Origin of the sequence: Brevundimonas naejangsanensis, assembly GCF_003627995.1 — a bacterium.
Taxonomy (GTDB): domain Bacteria; phylum Pseudomonadota; class Alphaproteobacteria; order Caulobacterales; family Caulobacteraceae; genus Brevundimonas; species Brevundimonas naejangsanensis_B.
In genome coordinates, this window is the sequence record NZ_CP032707.1 from 920,980 (window position 1) to 942,717 (window position 21,738).

Sequence of the window (21,738 nt, forward strand, 5' to 3'; positions counted from 1 at the left end):
CGAACTCACAGGAAGATCGAGCGTGGCCATTAATTCACGAGAATCTGAATGACGTCAATACAAACTTCATGATGTTTGTGATAATAGCATCATGTTTGCCGCATTGACACTTCTGACGACGCAACCCAAACAACAGCCATGATCCCAGATCCCCGCTACCAGCAGTTCGGCGAAGCGATGAAGGTTCGCCGGCAACAACTGGGAACAACCCAGGCCGAACTGGCTGCGCGTGTGGGGCTGTCCCGCGCCTCGATCGCCAATATCGAAAGAGGTCGGCAGAGCGTTCTTCTTCATCATGCCTGCGACATCGCCGCAGCCTTGAAGCTGGACCATGTCACGGATCTAATGCCGTCGCGCTCGTCGCTTTCGCTGGAGAACGAGGCACTCGCTCTGTCCGATGACGTGAGCGCTGCTGCCAAGGCGCAGATCTCGGGCATAATTGCCGCGGCTATGGCTGCAGCTCGGCCTCGGTCATGAAACGCGCCGACACCGCCAGGGCCCGCGCTCATGCACGGGACATACTTACCGATGCGGGTGTTCGCGCAGCCCCGGTTCCGGTCGAAAAGATCATTCGCGCTCGAGGCATAGTGGTGCAGCACGCGCCCCTCGCGGACGATCTTTCCGGCATGGCCTATATCCGCGAGGGCATCGGGATCGTCGGTGTTAATGCTCTGCACCATCCCAACCGGCAGAGGTTCACGCTCGCGCACGAGTTCGCTCACCATGAATTGCACGCTGACATTCTGAAGGCCGAGGTGCACGTCGACCGCGGCTTCAGAGTTCTCAAGCGCGACCAACTGGCCTCTGAGGGCGTCGACTGGCGTGAAATCGAAGCCAACGCCTTTGCGGCCGAGCTTTTGATGCCGCAGTTCCTTCTGGACACAATGATGGACGTCGGCGGCTTCGATTTGGAGGACGATGAACGGGTCGAGGCGCTGGCGCGGCGGTTTCGGGTGAGCGCCTCGGCGCTGCGTTTCCGCCTCCTCGCCTGAGCGTCCACGATGGGCTTCGTCTTCTACGACACCGAGACGACGGGCCTGAGGAAGGGTTTCGACCAGATCGTTCAATTCGCGGCAATCCACGTCGACGCCAATCTAAATGAGCTTGACCGGTTCGACTTGCGCTGCCGATTGCAGCCGCATGTCGTCCCGCACCCTCAGGCCCTGCTGTCGAATCGGTTGTCGATCGAGCGCCTCACCGACGCCGGCCTTCCTTCCCACTACGAGATGGTGCGGGAGATACGCTGGCGGTTGTCGCAGTGGGGGCCGTCGATCTTCATCGGCTACAATTCGATCCGGTTCGACGAGGAGATGCTCCGGCACGCCCTCTTTCAGTGCCTGTTTCCGGCATATCTCACCTCGACTCCGGGCTGCGGGCGTGCCGACGCCATGCATATCGTATTGGCCGCCTGCGCCGAGGCCGAGCCGTGCCTGGCCCTGCCCCTGGACGCCAACGGGCGCAGAACCTTCAAGCTGGACGCTGTTGCCAGAGCCAATGGGCTGGACCAGGGGCCAGCTCATGACGCCATGGCCGATACGCGGACCACGCTCGATCTCTGCCGACGCGTGGCCTCTCAAGCACAAGAGGTCTGGAGCCGGTTCGTCCGCACGAGCAACAAAGCTGCGGTCGCGGACATGGTCGCATCGGAAGCAGTGTTTATCCTCACGGAGTTCCGCCGCTTCGAGGCGTCGCATCGGCTCGTCTCATGCCTGGGCACCGAAACCGGCAATCCCAATGGCCGGCTTTGCTGGGACCTAGCGATAAATCCCGCTGAAGCGGCCGCCTTATCGGATGAAGCGCTCACAGCGCTGGTCGCTGATCCGGCCGGCCCGCTGCGTCGCCTTCGGATCAATGCGGCGCCCGCCTTGACCATGGCGTGGGACGCACCTTCGGAATGGCCTCTTGGCGAGACCGGCGAGGCCGAGGCACGAGCGGCTTGGTTGGCGAGCCATTCAAACTTCGGAGCGAGGATCGCTCAAATCCAGGCGGAACGATGGACGGATCGGGTACCGCCATCGCATGTCGAACTTCGGCTCTACGAGGACGGCTTTCCGGGAGGCGATGATGAAGCTCTGATGGCGGCCTTCCACAACGCATCCAAAAAGGATCGCCGGATTATTATCGATCGCTTCGGCGACGTTCGCTTGAAGACCTTCGCTCGCCGGCTGCTCCATATGGAACACCGTTCGGCTTTTACGGAGGCAGAACGACGTGCGGCCGATCTCGATCTGGCCGCGCGGTTGCTAGAGGATCGAAGCGGACCGTTGACGTTGCCGGGGGCCCGGATGGCGATCGACGATCTGGTCGCGTCCGGCGAACTCGACGTCGATGGCATCTTGGCTGGATACAGGGCATGGCTCGACGCGCGCATAGCGAAGGCACGAGCCTTCACGGCAGGCGTCTGATCGAGACGTCTCATTGAGCTCGTCACGGCTACGACGGCTGTGGTCGCACCATGATTAGCGAGGTGTCGTGTCTCTGGAGGGGGTCTTTGAGTCCGCTCATGGTGCCCCTTACCGGCGCTGATTTCATGGGGGAGCGTCGTCTCGGACACACGCCCAGGGAGCCAGTCCGTCCGCTGTGACTTCAGTCTCATCTATTGTGGCCCGGGTCTCATCTGCAGTGACCCGGACCAATGTTCTAGCGCCGATCAGGCGTCGACCGCGGCGTCCAGGGCGTTTTCCTGGATGAACTCGCGGCGGGGCTCGACCACATCGCCCATCAGCTTGGCGAACAGGTCGTCGGCGTCGTCGCCGTGCTCGACCTTGACCTGCAGCAGGGTGCGGGCGTTGGCGTCCAGCGTCGTCTCCCACAGCTGTTCCGGGTTCATCTCGCCCAGACCCTTGTAGCGCTGAATGGCGATGCCCTTCTTGCCCGCGTCCAGCACGGCCGCCAGCAGGTCCAGCGGGCCGCGGATGGTCGTGGTCTTGTCCTTGCGGCGATAGACGGCCGGGCTCGAGAACAGGCCGTCGAAGGCGACGGCGCGTTCGGCCAGGCGACGGGCGTCCAGCGAGCGGCCCAACACCTCGTCCAGCACGATGGTCTCGCTGACGGCGCGGCGCACGCGGCTGAAGGCCACCCCGCCTTGGGCGGCCAGCTCGCCGCTCCACGGACCGTCGCCTTCCTCCGCGTAGAGGTTCAGCCGCTCGGCCGCGCGCGCGGCGCGCTCGGCCAGCTCGCCGGCGGCCTCGCTGAACAGGCCCGCCAGGGCGCCCTGTTCGATGGCGAAGGCGGGGGCGCGGGCCGCCAGGCGGTCGACCAGGGCCTTGAAGGCCTTGGCCTCGCGGACCAGTTCCTGCAGGTCCATGCCGGCGCGCACCTCGCCCGAGGCCAGCTCCAGCGTCGCCTCGGCGCTGCCTTCCTCGATCAGATAGGCGTCCATCTCCGCCTGATCCTTGACGTAGCGGTGCTGCTTGCCCTTGGACACCTTATAGAGCGGCGGCTGGGCGATATAGACGTGGCCGCGTTCGATCAGCTCCGGCATCTGACGATAGAAGAAGGTCAGCAGCAGGGTGCGGATGTGGGCGCCGTCGACGTCGGCGTCGGCCATCAGGATGATCTTGTGATAGCGCAGCTTGTCGGCGTCGAAGTCGTCGCGGCCGATGCCGGTGCCCAGCGCCAGGATCAGGGTGCCGATGGTCTCCGACGACAGCATCCGGTCGAAGCGGGCGCGCTCGACGTTCAGGATCTTGCCGCGCAGGGGCAGGACGGCCTGGTTCTCGCGGTTGCGCGCCTGCTTGGCCGAGCCGCCGGCCGAGTCGCCCTCGACGATGAACAGTTCGGACTTGGCCGGATCGCGCTCCTGGCAGTCGGCCAGCTTGCCGGGCAGGGAGGAGATCTCCAGCGCCGACTTGCGCCGGGTCAGGTCGCGCGCCTTGCGGGCGGCCTCGCGGGCCGAGGCGGCCTCGATGATCTTGGAGACGACCAGCTTGGCCTCGACCGGATGCTCCTCGAACCAGGTCGACAGGCCTTCGGAGCACAGGCTCTCGACGGCCGGGCGCACCTCGGAGGAGACCAGCTTGTCCTTGGTCTGGCTGGAGAATTTCGGATCCGGCACCTTGACCGACAGGACGCAGGTCAGGCCCTCGCGGGCGTCCTCGCCCGAGACGGAGACCTTCTCCTTCTTGGCGAGCCCTGAGCTTTCGATATAGGCGCCCATGACGCGGGTCAGGCTGGCGCGGAAGGCCGACAGGTGGGTGCCGCCGTCCCTCTGGTTGATGTTGTTGGTGAAGCACAACATCGTCTCGTGGTAGGAATCGTTCCACCACAGGGCGAGATCCAGCTCGATCCCGTCCTTCTTGCCGCGAATGACGATGACGTCCTTGAGGATCGGCGTCTTGGACTTGTCCAGGTGGCGCACGAAGGCTTCGACCCCGCCCTCGTAGTGCAGCAGGATCTCGACCGGCTCCGGCCCGCGCTTGTCGCTCAGCTTGATGACCACGCCCGAGTTCAGGAAGGCCATCTCGCGCAGGCGGTGCTCCAGCGTCTTCAGGTCGAAGTCGATGTGGCTGAAGGTGTCGATCGACGGATAGAAGGTGACCTCGGTGCCGGTCAGCAGCCGGCCCTTGTCCTCGCGCATCGGCGCGTCGCCGATGACGGCGAGCGAGCGCACGGTCTCGCCGCGCTCGAAGCGGACGCTGTGCTTCTTGCCGTCGCGATAGATGACCAGCTCCAGCCAGTCCGACAGGGCGTTGACCACGGACACGCCCACGCCGTGCAGGCCGCCCGACACCTTGTAGGAGTTCTGGTCGAACTTACCGCCGGCGTGCAGCTGGGTCATGATGACCTCGGCGGCGGAGATGCCCTCTTCGGCATGGATGGCGGTCGGGATGCCGCGGCCGTTGTCGGTGACGGTGACCGAGCCGTCCTCGTTCAGGGTGACCGTCACCAGGTCGGCGTGGCCGGCCAGGGCCTCGTCGATGGCGTTGTCCACCACCTCATAGACCATGTGGTGCAGGCCCGAGCCGTCGTCCGTGTCGCCGATATACATGCCGGGGCGCTTGCGCACCGCGTCCAGGCCTTTGAGAACCTTGATGGAATCGGCGCCGTACTCGGGCGAGGGAGCAGTCTGTTCGGTCATGAAAACGTCGGCTCAGGGTCCGCGAAACGGACGGGGAAGAGGCGGCGGTTCGACCGCCTGTCTCGAGACGCAATTCAGCACGTCCCGACAGCTTCGATATATAGGAAATTCGACGGGAAAAGCGAGCCTTTAAGCCCCTCTCCCTCCCCGTCCCGGGGAGGGTGGTCGACGCGCAGCGGAGACCGGGTGGGGAGGGCCAGGCGATCCTGGCCTCGACGCTCGAATAGCCTTGCCGCCCCCACCCGGCTTCGGCCTGGCGGCCTCAGCCACCCTCCCCGGGACGGGGAGGGAGAAGGCGACGCGCTTCAGGAAGACAGCCCCCCGCCCTCCACGGCCACGAACTGCGCCCGTCCCTCCAGCGCCGCGAACAGCCCCCGCTCCGTCCCGGTCATGAAGGCCTGCAGACCCAGGGCCTCGATCTCGTCGAACAGGGCGGCGCGGCGGGCGGCGTCCAGGTGCGCGGGCGCCTCGTCCAGCAGCAGGACCGGCTGCGCCGGCTGATCGGCCAGGCGCGCCACCTGGGCCAGGATCAGGTTCAGCACCAGGGCCTTCTGCTCGCCCGACGAGCCCTCCGCCGCCGGACGGTTCTTCTCGCGGTGCAGCGCCGTCAGGTCCGAGCGGTGCGGGCCGAACAGGCTGCGCCCGGCCGCCGCGTCGCGGGCGCGGGCGCGCATCAGGCCTTCGCCCAGCGCCTCGACGATGTCGGCCTCGTCGGCGCCGGTCGCCGCCATCTCTTCGGCCGGACCGGTCAGACCCAGGTCGGCTTGGGGGAAGGGGCGGTCGGCGCGGGCGTCGATGCCGGCCTGGAGCTCTTTCAGCGCGGCGGCGCGGGCCACGGCCGCGCGCGCGCCGCTTTCGGCCAGCCGCGCCTCCAGGGCGTCCAGCCACAGAGGATCGGCCGGACGCGTCTCGTCGGTCAGCAGCCGCAACCGCTCGCGCAGGGCCTTCTCATAGGTGGAGACGACGGCGGCGTGGTCGGGATGGGCGGCGAAGACCAGGCGGTCGAAGAAGCGCAGCCGCTCGGCGCGGGCGTCCGAGAACAGCCGGTCCTGCTCGGGCGTGGCCCAGACGGGGCGCAGATAGTCCAGCAGCCGCCCGGGCGGCGCCGTCTCCCCGTCGATGCGCACGATGCGCCGCGCCGACGGCCCCATGGCCTGCACCCCCGTGCCCAGGCGCACCTCATCGCCGTCCGCCCCCCGCAGCGTCGCCGCCACGGCCCAGGGCCGCCCGACCGCCTCGCCCGGCTCGCGCCGCCCCATCTCGGCCGCCGTCGCCCCGCGCAGCCCCTTGCCGGGGGTCAGCAGGCTGATCGCCTCCAGCAGGTTGGTCTTCCCCGCCCCGTTCGGCCCGTGCAGCACCACGGCCCCGCCGGAGACCGGCAGGCTGGCGCTCGCATAGGAACGGAAATCAGTGAGGGCGAGGGAGGTGATCATGCGACGATCAGCCGATACACCGATTTGGCGGGCAGAGCCCCCTAACAAACCGCTCACCCCGGCGGACGCCGGGGTCCAGCAAGAGCCACGCCTTCACGCTTGAAGCCAAAGGACTGGATCCCGGCGTCCGCCGGGATGAGCGGAGTATGGGGTCAGCCCTCGTCAAAGCAATGTGGGCAACAGATCATCCCAGCCGGGGTTCATCCGCTCGATCAGGTCGAGCTTCCATTCGCGCCGCCATTCCTTGGCGTTCACGACGAAAAGCCTCGTCACGCGTCCCGTGGAGTTCGTACCAGACCAGGCAGGAAACCCCATATCTAGCCGTGAACCCGCCGCGCAGCTTCTCGCGATGCTCGACGACCCGCTTCAGCAGGTCGTCGGTCGAGCCGGTATACAGGACGCCGTTACGCCGGCCGGCCAGGATGTAGGTGTAGAAAAACATCCAACTCCCCGGCGCGGCTCTCACTGGACCCCGGCGTCCGCCGGGGTGAGCGGTCGTTTCTAAGCCGCCCTACACCCGCAACGGCATCAGCACGTACTGGACGCCCACGTCGGCCGGGTCGAGCACCAGGGTCGGGCTGGCCGGGTCGGCGAACTTGAAGCAGGCGGTCTCGCCGGTGATCTGGCCGGCGACGTCCAGCAGGTAGCGGGCGTTGAAGCCGATCTCGAACGGCTCGTCGGAATAGCCGATCTCGACCTCTTCCTCGGCCTGGCCGGCCTCCATGTTGCGGACGGTCAGCTTCACCCGGTCGTTGTCGAAGGCCAGCTTCACCGAGCGGCTCTTCTCGGCCGAGATGGTGGCCACGCGGTCGACGGCCTTGGCGAACAGGCTGTTGTCGATGTCGGCCTGCTTGTCGTTGCCGCGCGGGATGACGCGCAGATAGTCGGGGAAGGCGCCGTCGATGACCTTGGAGGTCAGGCTGGCCTGGCCGAACTCGAAGCGGATCTTCTGCGGGCTGACCTGGACCTCGACCGGGCCGTTGCCGTCGTCCAGCAGGCGACGGACCTGGTCCACCGTCTTGCGCGGCACGATGACGCCGGGGCCGCCCGCCGCGCCTTCCGGCGCCGGGGTCTCGGCCAGGGCCAGGCGGTGGCCGTCGGTGGCCACGGCGCGCAGCAGCGGAATGCCGCCCTCGGCCACGGTGTGCAGATAGAGGCCGTTCAGATAGTAGCGCGTCTCCTCGGTCGAGACGGCGAAGCGCGTCTTGTCGATCAGCCGCGCCAGGTCTTCCTTGGGCAGGGTGAAGCGCGCGCCCGTCGTGTCCGTCGACATGACCGGGAAGTCGCCCGCCGGCAGCACCGGCAGGTTGAAGCGCGAGCGGCCCGCCGCCACCACCAGGCGCGGATCATCGCCCGAATAGGTCAGGCTGACCTCGGCGCCGTCCGGCAGCTTGCGGACGATCTCGTACAGGGTGTGGGCCGGGGCGGTGATCTGGCCCTCGACGTTCACCTGGGCCTCGGCCTCGTCGACCATCTCCATGTCCAGGTCGGTGGCGGCGAACGACAGGCGGTCGCGCCCGGCGCTCAGCAGCACGTTGGACAGGATCGGAATGGTGTTGCGACGCTCGACCACGCTCTGGACGTGCCCCAAGGCCCGAAGAAGCGCGGAACGTTCGATGGTCAGCTGCATGTGGTCTCGCCCGGTCGCGACCCCGCCGAAGCGGCGTCGCCGTAAATATGGGCAGGAACACTAGCGCATTGAGCGCAAGGGGCAACGGGCAGCAGCGCTTGCCCCCCGTCTGCCCCCGATTTCCACAGGCCCCATCCTCTTCCGTCATTCTCCGGCAAGCCGCGGAGCGGCGCAGACCGGGGAACCCAGCAGCGCCTGTAGGGCGAAAGATGCACGCGCGGCGCTTGCGGCCGAGATCGCCTTTCGGCGCCGCTGGGCCCTCCGGTCAAGCCGGAGGATGACGAGGGGGAAGGGACTGAGGATGGCCGCGCGGCTTAGCCGCGCAGCTTGCGCGTCAGAGCCTCGACGTCGCGGGCGATCTGGTCGTCCTTGGGCATCAGCTCCTCGATCTTGCGGACCCCGTGAAGCACGGTGGTGTGGTCGCGCCCGCCGAAGCGGCGGCCGATGTCGGGATAGGAGCGGGTGGTGTGCTGCTTGCACAGATACATGGCGATCTGGCGCGGGCGGGCGATGGCGCGGGTGCGGCGCTCGCTCAGCAGGTCGGCCTGCTTGAGGTTGAAGTGTTCGGCCACCGTCTTCTGGATCTCGTCGACGGTGATGCGGCGCTCCGGCCCCGTGCGCAGGGCGGCGCCCAGCAGGGTCTGGACCTCGTCGACCGTCAGGGCCGACAGGCGGCTTCCGGCGACGGCGGCAAGGGTGTTCACGGCGCCTTCCAGCTCGCGCATCGAGCCGGGGGTGCGGTCGATCAGATGCTCCAGCACCTCGGCGCGCGCCTCGCCCGAGACGACGCCCAGCTGGGCCAGGGCGTTGAGGCGCGACTGGGCCACCGCGACCTTGAGACTGCGGTCCGCCGCCTCGACCGGGCAGGTCAGGCCCGCGGCCAGGTGGCTGCGCAGGCGCGGCTCGACGTCGGTCAGGGCCATGGGGGCGCGGTCAGCCGACAGGACGATGCGCTTTCCGTCCTCGATCAGGGCCGTGAGCGTGTTGAGCAGCTCTTCCTGGGTCGAGGTCTTGCCGCCGACGAACTGGACGTCGTCCAGCAGCAGCATGTCGGCCGAGCGCAGGCTCTCCTTGAAGGCGGCGGTCGAGCGGTCCTGCATGGCGCGCACGAAGGTCGACAGGAAGCGTTCGGCGGTCAGATAGACCACCTTGGCGTCCGGGCGCAGGCGCTGCGCCTCCCAGGCGATGGCGTTCAGCAGGTGGGTCTTGCCGTAGCCGTAGGGGCCGCAGAAGAAGACCGGGTTGAAATGGCCGTCGGCCCAGCTGGCGACCTGTTTGGCGATGGCCAGGGCGAAGGCGTTGCCGTGCCCCTCGACGAAGCTGTCGAAGGTCAGGCGCTCCTGCAGGCCGGCGGCGCGCACGGCGCGGGCGCCGTCGGTCGCGGGGGCGAAGGCCGGAGCGGAGAAGGCGGGGGCCGCCGCGGCGGCCGGCGCCGGGGCGCTGATCGAGGCCAGGCGCGGCGCCTCGCGCGAGGCGGCCGCCGGCGGGACCGAGCCCATCTCGGCGCGGCAGCGCACCTCCAGGCGGCGGGCCAGGCCGTCCAGGCCCAGCCACAGCTCGTTCATGCGCCGCAGGGCGTTCTTGCGCACCCAGTCGCGGGCGTAGGCCGTGGGCGTGACCAGGATCAGATTGCCCTGGGAATCCACGCGCACGGCCGAGGGGGCGATGTAGGAGCTGTAGGGCCCGTCGCCGATCTCGGTCTTCAGGCGGCCAGCCGCCTCGGTCCAGATACGGTTCGGATCCGTCATGCCCGCCATTACCGCGCCCCCGATCATCTCGAACACCCGCCTCGAATAGTTATCACCGACGAACGCCCTTCGAGCGGCCAGGTCCGGGGACGACTTCTCTCGTCTCGCGAAGCCAGGCTTCGCAAGCGGGGTCGTACTCACAGACAGACATCTCGCGCCAAGGGAAATCGTTGATTTCCCTCGTCTTCATCCTCGAGGGACGGAAGTGCGTTACCCCTTCAACTTACCCCCCGAACGGCGGAGATCAACGCTGATTCGAGTCGAGATTCGCACTTAAATTGATTGACTCCGGCAAACCCCGGCAACGCTTGAGAAAATGGCGATTTCGCCTCATTTCGGAACCGGAATCGTCAAGCTTGACTTAGCGCCGGACAGCAAGACGGCGAGGGAGCTTGCGCTTCCTCGCCGTTGAAATTCTTGCAACTTCTTACGAAACGCCCGTTACGGGCCTTTCGCAGCCGCCGAATGACGCCGTTTGACGAAACCGTGAGATTCCGTCCGAGCGCGCCTTAATCAGGCGGCCGACAGCTTCTTCAGCTGGGCGGCCAGACGGCTGACCTTGCGCGAGCCAGTGTTCTTGTGGACCACGCCCTTGGACACGGCGCGCATCAGTTCCGACTGGGCGGTGATGAAGGCGGCCTTGGCGACTTCGACGTCGCCGCCCGTCAGGGCTTCCTGGAACTTGCGCAGGTAGGTGCGCACGCGGGTGCGGCGGGCCTTGTTCACTTCGGTCCGCGCTTCGATCTTGCGGATCGCCTTGCGGGCGCCTGCATTGTTGGCCATCGGGTAAAACCTTCGAACGAAAACGCCGCAGACCCACGTCCACGGCGAGAAAATCTCAAGAGCGCGCGGCTATAGCCGATCGCCTCCGGCCGGTCAACGCGATCCGGCTGGAATTGAGTCGGGGCCGGGGTTTGCGCCCCATGTGATCCGGCCCCGACAGAGATTTCACCGGCCGGTGAAGGCGGGCTTCCGCTTCTCGACGAAGGCGGCCATGCCCTCCTTCTGGTCGTCGAAGGCGAACAGGGAGTGGAACAGGCGGCGCTCGAACACCACCCCTTGCGCCAGGGTCGTCTCGAAGGCGGCGTTGACCAGCTCCTTGTTGGCCATGACGGCCAGGATCGACTGGCCGGCGATCTTGGCGGCGGCGGCGCGCGCCTCGTCCAGCAGGGCGTCGGCCGCCACCACGCGCGACACCAGGCCCGACCGCTCGGCCTCGGCCGCGTCCATCATCCGGCCGGTCAGGCACATGTCCATCGCCTTGGCCTTGCCCACGGCGCGGGTCAGGCGCTGCGAGCCGCCGATGCCGGGCGCCACGCCCAGGTTGATCTCGGGCTGGCCGAACCTGGCCGTCTCCGAGGCGATGATGAAGTCGCACAGCATGGCCAGTTCGCAGCCGCCGCCGAGGGCATAGCCCGACACCGCCGCGATGATCGGCTTGCGGAAGTTCGCCACCCGGTCGTGGGCGCGGGCGAAGAAGTTGCCGCGATACATGTCGGCGTAGGCCTGGTCCGCCATCTCCTTGATGTCGGCGCCGGCGGCGAAGGCCTTGGCCGAGCCGGTCAGAACCACGCAGCGCACGCCGTCGTCGTCGGCCACGCTCTCCAGGAAGTCGCCCAGTTCGCCCGTCAGCGTCGTGTTCAGGGCGTTCAGCGCCTCGGGCCGGTTCAGGGTCACGACCGCATAGCCGTCGGCGTGGCGTTCGATCAGCAGGGTGGAATAGGCGTCGGCCATCGGGCGCTCCTCTCAAGCTCGTTGGCACGGCTTTACCAACCCGCTCGGCGTAGCGGAAGCCGCGCGGTCTAGCGCTTCTGGCAGACCGGACAGAAGAAGGTCGAGCGCCCGCCCTGGACGATGCGCTTGATGACCCCGCCGCAGCCCTCGGTGCGACACGGCGCGCCCTCGCGGCCATAGACGTCGAAGCGATGCTGGAAATAGCCCTGGCCGCCCTCGACGTTGGCGAAGTCCTTGAGCGTCGAGCCGCCCGCCGCGATGGCGTCGGCCAGGACGTTGCGGACCTCGACCGCCAGCCGCTCCAGCCGGGGCCGGCTGACCTTGCCCGCCGCCGTCAGGGGCGAGATGCGCGCGCGATACAGCGCCTCGCACACATAGATATTGCCCAGCCCCGCCACGATCCTCTGGTCCAGCAGGCTGACCTTGATGTTCTGCGCCTTGCCCGCGAAGGCCTCGGCCAGGTGGGCGCCCGAGAAGGCGTTGCCGAGCGGCTCCGGCCCCAGGGCGGAAAACCAGGCGTGCCCTTCCACCGCCTCGGTCGGGATCAGACCCATGAAGCCGAAGCGCCGCGCGTCGGCGTAGCCCAGCCGCGTCAGCGCCCCGCCCCGGTCGGCGGTCAGGCTCATATGCTCGTGCTTGTCGGCGACGGGGGCATCCGTCGCGAACGCGCCCGGAGCGACACCCTCCAGGGTGAAGCGGCCGGTCATGCCCAGGTGCGTCACCCAGGTCTCGCCGGTCGACAGCGGGAACAGCAGATACTTGGCCCGCCGGTCGAGCCGCAGCACCGTCGCCCCGTTCAGCCGCTCGACGAACCGCTCGGGAAAGGGAAAGCGCAGATCCGGCCGGTTCTGCCGCGCCGCGCTCAGGCGCGCGCCTTCCAGCACAGGCTCCAGGCCGCGACGGACGGTTTCGACTTCGGGCAGTTCAGGCATGACGGACATCTAGTCCTTCTCCCCCCAACCGAAAAGCGCGGCCCCATCATCCTTCTCCCCTTGCGGGAGAAGGTGGCCGAGCGGAGCGAGGTCGGATGAGGGGTCACGCTTCAGCGGCCAAAGCCATGACTTCAAGGCGAGGCAAGACCCCTCATCCGTCTGCCTTCGGCAGCCACCTTCTCCCGCAAGGGGAGAAGGAAAAGGCGCGCTCCATCGCATCAACCCACCTCAATCCCTGCCAACGCAAGGGATCGCTCCGCCGCCAGCCCCCATCAGCCCGCCGCACCCGCCGCCCATGCCACGCTTCCCCTGTCCCGTCGCAAGGGAGGGCTCGCTCGGCCGGCGAACCGAAGCGGCGGCGGGAGCGGAGAGAACGGGGGTCTTGTCGGATCGCTTCGTCCTCCCTCGCGCGCACCGGACAAGGGCGGGAGCCCAGCGGAAGGCGGCGGCGGATCGGACGAGCGGTTCTCCACGCGACGTCTCAGGACGAAGCGTGAAATGCTCTCAAGCAGCGCGAACGCGCGGTAGAGCACGAGAAGACAAGACGCCGATGGGGCCTAGCGACGGGGCGTTCGACCCGTCCGCCAGAGAGGTCCCGGCCGGGGTCGCGGGGGTTACGCGGACCGTTCCAGGACTGCACGCCGGTGCAGCCTGCCCGTCATGGGCGCCGGGAGTAGCCGCGAACAACGGCGCCTGCCCCGAGCTCATGAACAACTCTTCGCGCGGGGCGTCGGCCTTCGTCGAAACGGTAAAACTCATCTTCTCCGGGCGAAGACCCGGCGCCCCGCCTAGCTCTCTCGACCTGCCGCGCCTGCGCGGCGGGGTGAGGCCGTATGACTCGTCACCCCGGCCAACGAGCGCAGCGAGGCCGAGCCGGGGCCGCGGTCTCGCGCGGCGGGCGCCTGTGTTCCTTCTCCCCTTGCGGGTGGAGGAAGCTCGCACTGCGAGCTGACGACGGGTGGCGACCGAAGGTCGACGGATGAGGGGTCTCGCGAGGCTGGAAGAACAGAGCCCAGCCCTTCTGTTCAGCAACCCCTCATCCGGCCTCGCTGCGCTCGGCCACCTTCTCCCGCAAGGGGAGAAGGAAGCCCCGCCCCGTTGTCACGGCTCCGCTTTCAGGCTTACCTCGGCGCGACAACCGAAAGAGCCCCGCATGAGCCATACCCCCGCCGGAACCGGCAAACGCATCGAACTGACCCTGCGCGCCCTGATCCTGGGCTGTCTGCTGGCGGCGGTCTTCACGGCGGCCAACACCTATCTGGGGCTGAAGGTCGGCCTGACCTTCGCCTCGGCCATTCCGGCGGCGGTCATCTCCATGGCCCTGCTGCGGGCGTTCCGGGGCTCGACCATCTGGGAGAACATGACCGTCCAGACCGTCGCCTCGGTCGGCGGGGCCATGAGCTCGATCATCTTCGTCCTGCCCGGCCTGGTCATGATCGGCTGGTGGATGAACTTCCCCTTCTGGGAGTCGGTGATGATCTGCATCCTCGGCGGGGTGCTGGGGGTGACCTTCTCCATTCCGCTGCGCCGCACCCTGGTGGTCCAGGGCGGCCTGCCCTACCCCGAGGGCGTCGCCGCCGCCGAGGTGCTCAAGGTCGGCTCGCCCGGCGCCGAGCAGACCGAGGAGGCCGTGCGCGAGAACCGCTCCGGCCTGTTCGTGGTCATCGGCGGGGCGATCGCCTCGGCCTTCTTCGCCTTCCTGGCCGCCGCCCGCGTCTTCGCCGCCGAGACCACGGCCTTCCTGCGCCTTCCGGCCGCGCTCGGCGGCGGGGCCACCGGCGTCGGCTTCTCCATGCAGTTCGCCCTGCTGGGCGCCGGCCACCTGATCGGCCTGGCGGTCGGCCTGACCCAGCTGTTCGGCCTGGTCCTGGCCTGGCTGATCTTCGTCCCCATCCTGACCTCGCCCGAGTTCGCCGCCTGGGCCGCCGCCCACGGCGTGCCCTCCATCGCCGCGACCGTCCCGGCCGAGGCCGGGGCCGAGGGCCTGGCCATGACCGTCTGGGCCAAGGAAGTCCGCTTCATCGGCGCCGGCGTCATCGGCGTGGCCGCCCTGTGGACCCTGGCCAAGCTGGCCAGGCCCCTGGTGGCGGGCCTGGCCTCGGCCGTCGCCGCCCAGTCGCGCCGCGCCCACGGCGAGACGCTGGAGCTGACCGAACAGGACATTCCGATCAAGATCGTCGGCCTGCTGTCGGTCGCCGCCCTGGTCGGCATCGCCGTCCTGCTGGCCCTCTTCGCCCAGGGCACGGCCCTGGCCGGATCGGCCCCGCTGCTGGTGATCGGCGGCCTGGTCTATGTCGTGGTCATCGGCTTCGCCGTCGCCGCCATCTGCGGCTACATGGCCGGCCTGATCGGCTCGTCGAACAGCCCGGTGTCGGGCGTCGGCATCCTGGCCATCATCATCGCCTCCCTGCTGATGCTGGGCGTCCTGGCGATCGCGGGCGTGCCCGCCGATCCGTCGGTCGTCGCCTTCGCCCTGATCGTCACCGCCGTGGTCTTCGCCGTGGCGGTCATCGCCAACGACAACCTGCAGGACCTCAAGACCGGCCAACTGGTCGAAGCCACGCCCTGGCGCCAACAGACGGCCCTGCTGGTCGGCGTCGTCGCCGGCGCCCTGGTCATCCCCTTCGTGCTGGACATGATGAACCAGGCCTTCGGTTTCGAGGGCGGCCCGCCCGCCATCGTCCAGGGCTCCCAGACCCTGGCCGCGCCCCAGGCGACCCTGATCTCGGCCCTGGCCAAGGGGGTCATCAGCGGCGACCTGCGCTGGGACCTGATCGGCATCGGCGCCGTGGTCGGCGTCGGGGTCATCATCCTGGACGTGATCCTGCGCCGCACGACGGCCGACAAGATCAAGCTGCCGCCCCTGGCCGCGGGCATCGGCGTCTATCTGCCCGCCGCCGTCACCACCATGCTGGTGGTCGGCGCCGTCTGCGGCTGGATCTACGACCGGGCGGTCAAGTCGACCCGCTACGCCGACGTGGCCCGCCGCATGGGCGTGCTGCTGGCCTCCGGCCTGATCGTGGGCGAGAGCCTGTTCGGCGTCTTCACCGCCGCCGTCATCGTCAGCACCAAGAATGAAGCGCCCTTCGCCCTGCTGCCCGCGGACACCGTCTGGCCGGCCATGATAGCGGGCCTCGTCGCCTTCGTCGGCCTGACCTTCGCCCTCTACGCCTGGGTGCGCGGCCGCTCGGCCAAGGTCTGACGGCCGCCCCCCTTCGTCACCCTCGGGCTTGACCCGAGGGTCGGGGGTTGCGGCGCGCTCGACCTGTTGAACGACGCATCGCCGGTTGGGCTCGATCCTCGGGTCAAGCCCGAGGATGACGGAGATCGAGAGGGCGGGTGCAAAGCGGCTTTAGAGCGCCGAGGCGAAGGCCTCCGCCGCCCGGCTGGCGCTGCGTTCGCGGTGGCGCAGCCGGTAGAAGGGCCGCTCGGGCAGGTCGAGCGGCAGACGGACCAGCCGCCCCGCCTCGATCAGGGGCCGGGCGGCCAGCTCCGAGACGGCGGTGACCAGGCCGCCGGCGGCGACCGCCGTCAGGATCGCCTCGTTCGAGGGCAGGACCAGCGCCGTCCTCAGGTCTGACGCTCGCATCCCGCGCGGCAGGGCCGCCTCGAACTCGCTGCGGGTGCCCGAGCCGGCTTCGCGCAGGGCCCAGTCCAGCGCCTTCAGCTCAGCCGCGCCGAGCGCTTCGGTCCGCCTCGCCAGCGGATGGCTCGGCGCCGCCACCACGATCAGCCGGTCGGCGCCGATGCGGGTCCGCTCCAGCCGGGGCGCGTCCTCGGCCCCCTCGATCAGGCCCAGCTCCGCCTCGCCCGCCAGCACCGCCTCGACCACCTGGCGGCTGTTGCCGATCGACAGGCGCAGGTCGATCTCGGGATGGCTCTGGGCGAAGGCGGCCATGCGCGGCGGCAGCCAGTAGGCGGCGATGGTCTGGCTAGCGAACAGTCGCACCGAGCCGCGCTTCAGCCCTGCCAGCTCGTCCAGCAGCCGCTCAGCCGCCTCGGCCCGCGCCAGCACCGCCCTGGCCTCTGGCAGGAAGGCCGTCCCCGCCGCATTCAAGGCCAGGCCCCGCCCGACCCGGTCGAACAGCCGCGCCCCGTGCCGCGTCTCCAGGGCGTTGACCGCCGCGCTGACCGCCGACTGGGTCAGATGCAGCGCCTCGGCCGCGCGGGTCATGTGCAGACGCTCGGCCACGGCGACGAAGATGCGGAGTTGCTCCAGGGTCATGGGACACTGATCAATTATATCGATCGTTAAGTCCACAACTACGCGTTGGATCGATCAGAGGCCGGAGCGGATAAAGCCCGCATGACCGCCGTCCTCCACGCCGCCGCTTCTGATCGTCGCCTCTCGGGCCTGGCGCGCCTGCTGCCGGGCGTCGCCCTGTCCGCCGGCGTGGGCGCCGTCGCCTACGCCCTGCAGATCGTCGAGACCCGGCTGTTCCAGCATCCGTGGATCGAAGGTCTGGTCCTGGCCATCCTGATCGGGGCCGGGCTGCGTCTGGTCTGGACGCCGTCGTCGGTATGGGCGCCGGGGATCAAGTTCAGCGCCAAGACCCTGCTGGAGGTCGCCGTCGCGCTTCTGGGCGCCACCGTCTCGGGGGCGGCGGTCGTGGCCCTGGGCCCCTGGCTGCTGCTGGCCATCATCGGCGTGGTCGTCCTGGCCATCGTCGGCGGCTACGCCCTGGGCCGGGCCTTCGGCCTGCCGCCCGCCATGGCCCTGCTGGTCGCCTGCGGCAACGCCATCTGCGGCAACTCGGCCATCGCCGCCATCGCCCCCGTCATCGAGGCCGAGGGCGAGGACGTGGCCGCGGCCATCGGCTTCACCGCCGTCCTGGGCATCGCCGTGGTGCTGCTGGTCCCCGCCGTGGGGGCGCTGCTGGGCTATGACGCCACGCGGGTCGGGGTGTTGGCGGGCCTGACCGTCTACGCCGTGCCCCAGGTGCTGGCCGCAGCCGCCCCCGCGGGCCTGGCCGCCGTCCAGACGGGCGCCGTGGTCAAGCTGGTGCGCGTGCTGATGCTGGGCCCCGTCTGCCTGATCCTGGGCCTCCTGCGCTCGGGCAAGGCCGAGGCCGGGCGAGGGCCGAAGCTGCAGCAGATGGCCCCCTGGTTCATCCTGGTCTTCCTGGCCCTGATGGCGACGCGGTCGCTGGGCTGGCTGCCGGAATCCGTGCTGCCGACGCTTCAGACCTCGGTCTCGGCCCTGACCCTGATCGCCATGGCGGCCCTGGGGCTGATGGTCGATCCGCGTGCGGTGGTCCGGGCCGGGCCGCGCGTGGCCGCCGTCGCCGCCCTGTCGGCCCTGCTGATCGGAGCGCTGGCCCTGGGGGTGATCGCCTTCCTGCCGCTGGGCTGACTTGAGGCGGCTGAACGCCGATCACGCACCGGACTGGCGTTTTGGCCCGCATCCCTGTAAGAGGCGCGCCGAACCCTTCCCTTCTCTGCAATCTTCTTGCAGCGGCGCGGCCCATCCGTGACCGAACACAGTCCGCCCGAGCCCGACATGAACCTTCGTAACGTCGCTATCATCGCCCACGTCGACCACGGCAAGACGACCATGGTTGACGCCCTGCTGGCCCAGTCGGGCCTGTTCCGCGCCAATGAGGCCACGACCGAGCGCGTCATGGACTCCGGCGATCAGGAGCGCGAGCGCGGGATCACCATCCTGGCCAAATGCACGTCGATCCAGTGGAACGGCAAGGCGGGCGAGACGCGCATCAACATCATCGACACGCCGGGTCACGCCGACTTCGGCGGCGAGGTCGAGCGCATCCTGGGCATGGTGGACGGCTGCGTCCTGCTGGTCGACGCCGAGGAAGGCGTCATGCCGCAGACCAAGTTCGTGCTGACCAAGGCGCTGAAGATGGGCCTGCGTCCCATCCTGTGCATCAACAAGGTCGACCGCGCGCACGCCGACCCGGACCGGGTGCTGAACGAGACCTTCGACCTGTTCGCGGCCCTGGGCGCCACGGACGAGCAACTGGACTTCCCGGTCATCTACGCCTCGGGCCGTTCGGGCTGGGCGACGCTGGACCTGGCCCAGCCGAGCGACAACCTGCACCCGCTGTACGACCTGATCGTCGAGCACGTCCCGGCTCCCGAGGCCCAGGCGCGCGTCAACGAGCCGTTCAAGATCCTGAACGTCCTGATCGAAAGCGACCCCTTCCTGGGCCGCCTGCTGACCGGCCGGATCCACTCGGGCAAGGCGGTTCCCGGCATGGCCATCAAGGCCCTGTCGCGCGACGGCAAGACCATCGAACAGGGCCGCATCACCAAGGTGCTGGCCTTCCGCGGCCTGAAGCGCCAGCCGATCGACGAGGGCGTCGAGGCGGGCGACATCGTCGCCATCGCCGGCATGTCCAAGGCCACCGTGGCCGACACCCTGTGCGCGCTGGAAGTGAACGAAGCGCTGGACGCCCTGCCGATCGATCCGCCGACCATCTCCATGACCGTGGGCGTGAACGACAGCCCCCTGGCCGGTCGCGAAGGCGACAAGGTGCAGTCGCGCGTCATCCGCGACCGCCTGCTGAAGGAAGCCGAGGCCAACGTCGCCATCCGCATCACCCAGACGCCGGACTCCGACGCCTATGAAGTCGCCGGCCGCGGCGAACTGCAGCTGGGCGTGCTGATCGAGAACATGCGCCGCGAAGGCTTCGAACTGTCGATCAGCCGGCCGCGCGTGGTCTACCAGACCGGTGAGAACGGCGAGCGCATGGAGCCGATCGAAGACGTCGTCATCGACGTGGACGACGAGTTCTCGGGCGTGGTCATCGAGAAGCTGTCGGCCCGCAAGGCCGAGCTGACCGACATGGGGCCCTCGGGCGCCGGCAAGACCCGCATCCAGCTGAAGTGCCCGTCGCGCTCGCTGATCGGCTATCAGGGCGAGTTCCTGACCGACACCCGCGGCTCGGGCGTGCTGAACCGCGTCTTCTCCCACTATGAGCCGCACAAGGGCGCCATCGAAGGCCGTCTGAAGGGCGTGCTGGTGTCGAACTCGGACGGCGACACGGCGGCCTTCGCCCTGTGGAACCTGGAAGACCGCGGCGTCATGTTCGTCGGCGCCGGCGAGAAGACCTATCAGGGCATGATCATCGGCGAGAACAGCCGCTCCGACGACCTGGACGTCAACCCGATCAAGGGCAAGCAGCTGACCAACGTCCGCGCCTCGGGCAAGGACGAGGCCGTGCGCCTGACCCCGCCGCGCAAGATGAGCCTGGAGCAGGCCATCGCCTATATCGAGGAAGACGAACTGGTCGAGGTCACGCCCAAGTCGATCCGCCTGCGCAAGGAGGTGCTGAACCCCTCCTTCCGCAAGAAGCGCGTCCGCGCCGACTGATCGCGGCGCCTCGCTGAAACGAAGAAGGCGGCTCGCAAGGGCCGCCTTTTTTGCATCCCTCTCCCGATGGGAGAGGGTTTGTCTTCATCGCCTCAGCCCCAGCAGCCCCGGCCAGCCGCCGCTGGTCAGTAGGGCCACGTCCAGCAGGGCCAGGGCCAGGGGGTGCTGGCCGGGGCGGCGATGAATTTCGGCCGCCAGGCCGGGCCGAACTTGGCCTTGTAGGCGCGCAGCCCCTGGAAGCCGTAGACCGCCCCGCCCTCCTCAAACACCAGGGCCCCGACGCGGGCGAAGACGGGCGCCATGCGGCGGTCCTCCAGGCCCGACAGGGGCGCCATGCCCAGATCCAGCCGCTCCAAGCCCTGTTCGCGCGCCCACTGGGCCGTGCGGGTGAACAGATAGTCCATCGCCCCGTGCGGCCCCGCCGGATCGTGCCGCATCAGGTCGATCATCGCCTCGCGCCCGCTCGCGTCGACCAGCAGATTGGCGAAGGCGACGATGCGCCCCTCGACGCGCGCCGTCGCCAGGGGCGAGTCGTCCAGATAGGCGATGTCGAACCGCCCCAGGGAGAAGGCCTTCTCGGCCCCGTTATGGTGATCCAGCCAGGCGTCCGAGACGGACCGCAGCTCGGCCTCCAGCGGTCGGGCGGCGCCGGGCGGCAGGACCTCGAAGCGCGTCCCCTCGCGCTCGGCCCGGTTCACGGCCGTGCGCAGGCTCTGCTTGCCCTTGCCCTCGGTCGAGAAGCGGGCGGCGTCGATGACCGCCGCCTCCCCGACCTTGCGAACCGCCAGGCCCAGGGTCGCCAGCTCCGCCAGCATCCCTTCGCCGACCGAGTAGAAGACCGCCGCCCCGCCGTAGCTGTCGGCCATCTCGGCGAAGGTCCACAGCAGGGGCAGCCGTTCGGCCGCCAGTCCGGCCGGCTCGCCCATGGCAATCCAGCGGCGGCCGCGCACGCGGTAGGCGATGAAGCTCCGCCCCGAGGGGCTGAACAGCAGGGCCTTGTCGCCCAGCAGGGCCAGGCGCGCCTCGGGCGTCGCCGTCTCGGCCTCGGCCAGGGCCTGGCGCGCGCGCTCGACCTCGGTCAGCGTGGCGGGGCCGTGGCTGCGCGCGCCGGGCGCGGCCAGCAGGGAGCGGATCGCCACCGCCAGGGTCAGTATGGCCAGGATCGCCCCGGCCCTGAGGAAGCCCGAGGCCTGTTTGTCGGTCAGGAAGGTCCACCACAGCTCGTCGGCGTAGGCCGTGTCGCGATAGGTGAAGAAGCCCAGCCACAGCATGGCCGCCACCGCCGCCGCCAGCATCAGCAGCCAGCCGGGGCGCAGCGGCTCGCCCAGGCGAGAGCGGCGGTTGAAGGCGGCGCGGCAAGGGGCCAGCAGGGCCGCCGCCGCCAGCAGTTCGACCGCCACGTCCCAGGCCAGCCCCTTCAGCAGGGAGAAGACGGCCCCCATCATCAGGGCCGCCAGTGCGGCGTAATAGGCCCCCCTGCGTCGCCGCCACAGCCCAGCCGACACCAGCAGCAGCAGGAAGCCGGTGATGCTGGCGGCGAAATGCGACAGGTCGATCAGCAGGGGCGGCGAGAAGCGGCCCAGGGCCTGCAGCCGTTCGCCGAAGGCCGGGGTCGCCGCCGAGGCCAGCATCAGCCCGCCCAGGCCGGCGGTGGCGACGGCGAAGACCTGGGGCGTCAGTTCGAAGGCCAGTCCCGCCAGGCGGGTCAGGATGCGGCCCGGGCCGCGCGGTGCTGCGCCAGAGGTCATGCGTCTTTCATAGAGCGGGATTTTTCCATTTGCGGCTCAGAAAAGGTCATTTCAGGGCGAACGAAACCATGAAGGCTCACAGTGGTTCATTTTTTCGCGA

General features: G+C 68.9%; 16 protein-coding genes. 6 read left to right on the forward strand and 10 right to left on the reverse strand.

Translation table 11 applies throughout. The features are described 5' to 3' along the window. Nucleotides 1-138 precede the first annotated feature (138 nt). Genes D8I30_RS04355 through D8I30_RS04365 form a run of 3 tightly spaced genes read left to right on the forward strand, consistent with a single transcriptional unit; the run spans nucleotide 139 to nucleotide 2,405 of the window. A complete protein-coding gene (locus tag D8I30_RS04355) occupies nucleotides 139-477 on the forward strand; it encodes a helix-turn-helix transcriptional regulator (RefSeq protein ID WP_121481653.1) in 339 nt (112 codons plus the stop codon). Beyond that, nucleotides 474-992, forward strand: coding sequence for an ImmA/IrrE family metallo-endopeptidase (locus D8I30_RS04360; protein WP_121481654.1), 519 nt, complete (start codon nucleotides 474-476; stop codon nucleotides 990-992). Before D8I30_RS04355 ends, D8I30_RS04360 begins: the two co-directional genes overlap by 4 nt. Before the next feature lie 9 nt (nucleotides 993-1,001). Further along, a complete protein-coding gene (locus D8I30_RS04365) occupies nucleotides 1,002-2,405 on the forward strand; it encodes an exonuclease domain-containing protein (RefSeq protein ID WP_121481655.1) in 1,404 nt (467 codons plus the stop codon). 245 nt (nucleotides 2,406-2,650) lie between these two features. Here D8I30_RS04365 and gyrB read toward each other — a convergent pair whose 3' ends face one another. The 8 genes from gyrB to mutM all read right to left on the reverse strand — a co-directional run bounded on the left by gyrB (nucleotide 2,651) and on the right by mutM (nucleotide 12,557). Then, nucleotides 2,651-5,080, reverse strand: a complete 2,430-nt coding sequence (gene gyrB / locus D8I30_RS04370; RefSeq protein ID WP_121481656.1) for a DNA topoisomerase (ATP-hydrolyzing) subunit B — start codon at nucleotides 5,078-5,080, stop codon at nucleotides 2,651-2,653. Nucleotides 5,081-5,385: 305 nt separating this feature from the next. Further along, on the reverse strand, nucleotides 5,386-6,513 hold the full coding sequence (gene recF, locus D8I30_RS04375; protein ID WP_121481657.1) for a DNA replication/repair protein RecF: 1,128 nt from the start codon (nucleotides 6,511-6,513) through the stop codon (nucleotides 5,386-5,388). Nucleotides 6,514-6,697: 184 nt separating this feature from the next. Continuing rightward, the gene (locus D8I30_RS04380; RefSeq protein ID WP_430805151.1) at nucleotides 6,698-6,955 is read right to left on the reverse strand and encodes a GIY-YIG nuclease family protein; all 258 of its coding nucleotides are present in this window, start codon (nucleotides 6,953-6,955) and stop codon (nucleotides 6,698-6,700) included. Nucleotides 6,956-7,024: 69 nt separating this feature from the next. Next, nucleotides 7,025-8,143, reverse strand: coding sequence for a DNA polymerase III subunit beta (dnaN, locus tag D8I30_RS04385; RefSeq protein WP_121481658.1), 1,119 nt, complete (start codon nucleotides 8,141-8,143; stop codon nucleotides 7,025-7,027). Nucleotides 8,144-8,457: 314 nt separating this feature from the next. After that, nucleotides 8,458-9,900, reverse strand: a complete 1,443-nt coding sequence (dnaA, locus tag D8I30_RS04390) for a chromosomal replication initiator protein DnaA (protein ID WP_240387323.1) — start codon at nucleotides 9,898-9,900, stop codon at nucleotides 8,458-8,460. A 504-nt stretch (nucleotides 9,901-10,404) separates the two neighbouring features. Continuing rightward, nucleotides 10,405-10,674 (reverse strand): 30S ribosomal protein S20, encoded by a 270-nt coding sequence (gene rpsT / locus D8I30_RS04395; RefSeq protein WP_121481659.1) that lies wholly within the window; start codon nucleotides 10,672-10,674, stop codon nucleotides 10,405-10,407. A 165-nt stretch (nucleotides 10,675-10,839) separates the two neighbouring features. Further along, nucleotides 10,840-11,625 (reverse strand): enoyl-CoA hydratase, encoded by a 786-nt coding sequence (locus D8I30_RS04400; protein WP_121481660.1) that lies wholly within the window; start codon nucleotides 11,623-11,625, stop codon nucleotides 10,840-10,842. A gap of 68 nt (nucleotides 11,626-11,693) precedes the next feature. Beyond that, nucleotides 11,694-12,557, reverse strand: coding sequence for a bifunctional DNA-formamidopyrimidine glycosylase/DNA-(apurinic or apyrimidinic site) lyase (gene mutM / locus D8I30_RS04405; protein WP_121483388.1), 864 nt, complete (start codon nucleotides 12,555-12,557; stop codon nucleotides 11,694-11,696). Nucleotides 12,558-13,710: 1,153 nt separating this feature from the next. Here mutM and D8I30_RS04410 point away from each other — a divergent pair. After that, nucleotides 13,711-15,759 carry an OPT family oligopeptide transporter gene (locus D8I30_RS04410; protein WP_121481661.1) on the forward strand — a complete coding sequence of 683 codons (2,049 nt, stop codon included), beginning with the start codon at nucleotides 13,711-13,713 and terminating at the stop codon, nucleotides 15,757-15,759. Between the two features lie 150 nt (nucleotides 15,760-15,909). Here the strand turns inward: D8I30_RS04410 and D8I30_RS04415 are convergent, their stop codons facing one another. Beyond that, on the reverse strand, nucleotides 15,910-16,782 hold the full coding sequence (locus D8I30_RS04415; protein ID WP_121481662.1) for a LysR family transcriptional regulator: 873 nt from the start codon (nucleotides 16,780-16,782) through the stop codon (nucleotides 15,910-15,912). A gap of 81 nt (nucleotides 16,783-16,863) precedes the next feature. On the opposite strand from D8I30_RS04415, the gene D8I30_RS04420 reads away from it, so the two are divergent. Next, a complete protein-coding gene (locus tag D8I30_RS04420; protein ID WP_121481663.1) occupies nucleotides 16,864-17,910 on the forward strand; it encodes a YeiH family protein in 1,047 nt (348 codons plus the stop codon). A gap of 147 nt (nucleotides 17,911-18,057) precedes the next feature. After that, a complete protein-coding gene (gene typA, locus D8I30_RS04425; protein ID WP_121481664.1) occupies nucleotides 18,058-19,890 on the forward strand; it encodes a translational GTPase TypA in 1,833 nt (610 codons plus the stop codon). A 125-nt stretch (nucleotides 19,891-20,015) separates the two neighbouring features. Here typA and D8I30_RS04430 read toward each other — a convergent pair whose 3' ends face one another. Further along, nucleotides 20,016-21,638, reverse strand: coding sequence for a phosphatidylglycerol lysyltransferase domain-containing protein (locus D8I30_RS04430; RefSeq protein WP_240387324.1), 1,623 nt, complete (start codon nucleotides 21,636-21,638; stop codon nucleotides 20,016-20,018). Nucleotides 21,639-21,738: the final 100 nt, after the last annotated feature.